This is a genomic window from Microcoleus sp. CAWBG58 (genome assembly GCF_020883045.1).
Lineage (GTDB): Bacteria > Cyanobacteriota > Cyanobacteriia > Cyanobacteriales > Microcoleaceae > Microcoleus.
The window spans coordinates 1-3,575 of the sequence record NZ_JAHRFA010000124.1 but is presented as its reverse complement, the minus strand read 5'-3'; the positions used below and the strand labels follow the sequence as shown (position 1 = coordinate 3,575).

Annotated in this window: 5 protein-coding genes; 3 read left to right on the top strand and 2 right to left on the bottom strand. The window is 46.2% G+C overall.

The annotated features are described in order from the left end of the window. Positions 1–43: 43 nt before the first annotated feature. The gene (locus tag QZ918_RS31060; RefSeq protein ID WP_293342462.1) at positions 44–229 is read left to right on the top strand and encodes a hypothetical protein; all 186 of its coding nucleotides are present in this window, start codon (positions 44–46) and stop codon (positions 227–229) included. 70 nt (positions 230–299) lie between these two features. Here the strand turns inward: QZ918_RS31060 and QZ918_RS31055 are convergent, their stop codons facing one another. After that, positions 300–893, bottom strand: a complete 594-nt coding sequence (locus tag QZ918_RS31055; protein WP_293342459.1) for a 2OG-Fe(II) oxygenase — start codon at positions 891–893, stop codon at positions 300–302. 717 nt (positions 894–1,610) lie between these two features. Here QZ918_RS31055 and QZ918_RS31050 point away from each other — a divergent pair. Next, complete coding sequence (locus QZ918_RS31050) at positions 1,611–2,522, top strand: Uma2 family endonuclease (RefSeq protein ID WP_293342455.1); 912 nt, start codon at positions 1,611–1,613, stop codon at positions 2,520–2,522. Here the strand turns inward: QZ918_RS31050 and QZ918_RS31045 are convergent. Next, positions 2,510–2,653 carry a hypothetical protein gene (locus QZ918_RS31045; protein ID WP_293342452.1) on the bottom strand — a complete coding sequence of 48 codons (144 nt, stop codon included), beginning with the start codon at positions 2,651–2,653 and terminating at the stop codon, positions 2,510–2,512. The genes QZ918_RS31050 and QZ918_RS31045 overlap by 13 nt on opposite strands. 84 nt (positions 2,654–2,737) lie before the next feature. Between QZ918_RS31045 and QZ918_RS31040 the strand changes: the two genes are divergently transcribed. Further along, positions 2,738–3,575: Hpt domain-containing protein (locus tag QZ918_RS31040; RefSeq protein WP_293342449.1), on the top strand; the 838-nt coding region annotated here is incomplete at its 3' end.

Below are 3,575 nucleotides of genomic sequence, written 5' to 3'. Positions count from 1 at the left end.
TTATTTCGATTCTGAAAAAGAAGTAGCACCTTTTGGATAATCATTGGAAGAACTTCAAGAAGAATTAAACTTATTTCTCGCTGCTCTAAAAAAGCCAGTTATTTTGGCTTCCGATGTGCCGCTTCCAAGCGATCGCCCGCAGGCAAAAAGAGGAAAATCCTTGCAAGCAGTGCGGCAACAGCTTGGATTGCGATCGCAAATAATATCGAGTTCGAGCGATTGTCATTAATAAACATGGTTTTTAGTAATGATGCCAGATTTCAATTGTATGGCACTTAACTCAATTACAACGTCGCCGTCTACATAGAGTACATTACATCCGATCGCAGTACATATTTCCTGCCACTAATAACGCGAGAACCCTCGTGTCTTAACTCATGAATAAAGCACAGCACCATACCAATTTTAGGAACTATAGATAGACTAGGCACCACATCTGGCTCAAATAATTCTAAATAGTTGTGGTGCAAATAAAAATGAGTTTCTCCTCCTTCAAATTCATCATTCAGGTAAATCATGAAAGTTAATTGACTGCAATCCCCATTTTTCCTGAAATGTGGACCATCCCCATGCGGTGCAAACCGCTGACCGGAGTCATATCGGTAAAATCGCAAGCGCTCATTAAGTCCTATTGCCGTCCATCGATCGATCGCAGCCGGAATACAGTCAACAACACGACCCCACAACTCTTCTGCACGTTCCTCATCATCCAAAATTACGCGATCGTTATTGCGAACTTGTGGATTCATTTCATATCGATCTTGGCCGACAGTCAGACCGGCGGGTGTATAGCCAATATTTTCTGTTAATGTAATATACTCAGCACACTCTTCTGGGGAAAGAACATTTGATATAGTAAAAATCCGATCCGGAACAATATCGTTTTTGAGCATTGGGTTATCTCCAATTTCGTGCAGGATGTCAGTATTGTTTTTCTCTTAGCTTCTTCGCATTTACAATCCTAACTCTTCGTGTAATGACCGCTTGTAAATGAGACAGGCGATCGCCAACCATCTACAACCCCCCAGAGGCATAAGTAATAATTTAAGATGTGTTTGTATTATATTCACCCAATTCGGGACAAATCGGCAATGCGAAACTTGAAAAAGATAACTAGCAAATTAGATTAATATTGAATTACAGCAGATTGCGTCCGAGGAAGTACATTGTAGACCCCCCCAACCAGGGCAGGGCGGTTTCATTCTCCAAAAAACGGGGATTTTGTAGGGGGTAGTGCCCCCGTGCCCAAGGAGTGTCAACTTAACGTTAAACCCAGTCAGAGACTGCTGTTTAACTATTAAACTCAGATCCCCCCTAGCTAAGAGGGCGGGCACGGGGGCACCGCCCCTACAGAAGGCGGGGACAGGAATTTTCTCAAAGTCCCCCGACTATCAGGGGGATTTAGGGGGATCTAGATTGGGAAGGGGGGGACAGGAATTTTCTCAAAGTCCCCCGACTATCAGGGGGATTTAGGGGGATCTAGACTGGGGTGAAAGCGAAATTTCTCATGGCTTTCAGGGTTAAGTTGACACCAATGCCCCCGTGCCTACCCCCCACCGACTTCATAAACCTGCAATCTGCTGTAAGTTTGAAACCGATCGGAGGTGACAATGGTTCAGATTCCCACCACGCGAATTGAGCAAATTGAGCAAATAGATCCGCCAAATTCGTCGTCCGAAACTCTGCCGACGATGTACGATCTACCCAGCGAAGACCCGGAGGAACCTGGTTTGCCCGACGAATTTCACGATTTACAACCCCAATTGTTAAGCCGAACCCTACGTTTAATTAACTACTCACGGGAAAATTGTTTCACAGCTTCGGATCTCAATCTTTACTACGATGTCAAACATCATTTATGGCACAAACGTCCCGATTGGTTTCTAGTAGTAAATGTCTCGCGTTTGTACGAAGGTAGAGAACTCCGTCGCAGTTATGTAAGCTGGCAGGAAGGAAAGTTTCCTTATGTGGTAGTTGAATTCTTGTCGCCGGGAACTGAAAGCGAAGATTTGGGACGTTTTTACAGTCAAGCCTCCAATAACTCGGAAGCGGTAGACGAAGCAGAACGAAATCCACTGACACGTACAACACCGCCAGGTAAATTTGAGGTTTACGAGCAGTATTTGCGAGTGCCGCACTACATCGTTTACAGTCGGTACACGCAACAATTGCGATATTTTAAATTGGAGGGTGGATGCTACCTCAAACAGTCAATTCAACCGCAGAATCCTCGCATCTGGTTGGCTGATTTAGAGATTGGTTTAGGTGTTTGGTCGGGAGTTTTTGAAGATGTGCCAAGTAGTTGGCTGCGATGGTGCGATCGCCAAGGCAATTGGCTGCTGACCGATACCGAACAAGAACGAGTGGAGAAAGAACAAGCACAATTAGAGAAAGAACAAGCACAAGCTCAACTGCGTCAAGCTGCCCAAAATCTGATGGCTGCGGGGATGGATGTCGATCGAGTTGCTGAAATATTAGGCTTATCTTCAGCACAAGTGCAAGCTTTCTGTCAGAGTGATTGAGTGGCGATCGCAAATAAAACCAGCGATCGCCAATCATCTAAAACCGCAAATAATATATAGCATTTCTCAGGTAGGTGAGGTACAAAAAATGCTGGCAAATCCTGATATTTACATGATCGGGTGTACCTCATCAGGCGTGAGATCCGCTATAATATGTTTAAATTTTATATTCTGACTATACGGCTAGACATAAGCTCGGAATTGATATAATTAGTATGAATGATGATGATTTAAACGAATTAATAGATGCTTTTACCGCAGAAACACAAGAGTTTCTTCAGTCCATGGAGACTCACCTGCTGGCGATGGAAGGCGCAGATTTGAAACAGCGACAAGCGGCTGTTAAAGAAATGTTTCGGGCCGCTCACTCGATTAAAGGTGCGGGTTCAATGTTGGGCTTTCAAGACGTATCTACGGCGGCTCACACGCTGGAGGACTGTTTTGTCATTTTGCGCGATCGCACGGACTTGTCAGCCCTGGAACCGGTTACTATAACTGTTTTGCTGCAAGGGGTGGACACTCTCAAAAAGATTGCGACCGAAGCGATCGCGCACTCGGATGCCAGCACTCCCGATCAAACCGAAAACCTGGAGGCGATCGCCCAAATTCACGCCCAGTTCGAGGCAAAGTACGGCAAGCCGGGGCCGCCGCCAGTCCCCGCAGCCAGTCGATCGGCAGCCCCGGAAACCCTGAAACTGATTTTTGAACACGAATTGCCGCCAATCTTCAATCGCCTAGAAACCGAGCTTTCCCAAGCTTCGGAGGCAGATTTAGCAAAAAGCGTCACCGCCCTCAATCAGGTTTATTACCAACTCTCCGGCTTAGCTGGAATGCTGCAATTGCCTGATTTTGGGAAAGTCGCTGAACCCCTCAGAGATTTGATTGACTCTCCAGATTTGACTTTACAACGGTTGCAGTCCGAGGGTTGGGCGATCGCCCAAAATTTGCAAACCGCACGAGGCCAACTATTAGAAGGAAGGGCGATCGAACTCCCCCAAATCTCCCCCCCACCCCCAAACGAATCACAAACATCCGAAACCTCCCCCCCTCCCC

Coding starts and splice junctions, on each gene's coding strand:
- QZ918_RS31055 (WP_293342459.1), bottom strand. CDS start 893: ATGCTCAAAAACGATATTGTTCCGGATCGGATTTTTACTATATCAAAT.
- QZ918_RS31050 (WP_293342455.1), top strand. CDS start 1,611: ATGGTTCAGATTCCCACCACGCGAATTGAGCAAATTGAGCAAATAGAT.
- QZ918_RS31045 (WP_293342452.1), bottom strand. CDS start 2,653: ATGAGGTACACCCGATCATGTAAATATCAGGATTTGCCAGCATTTTTT.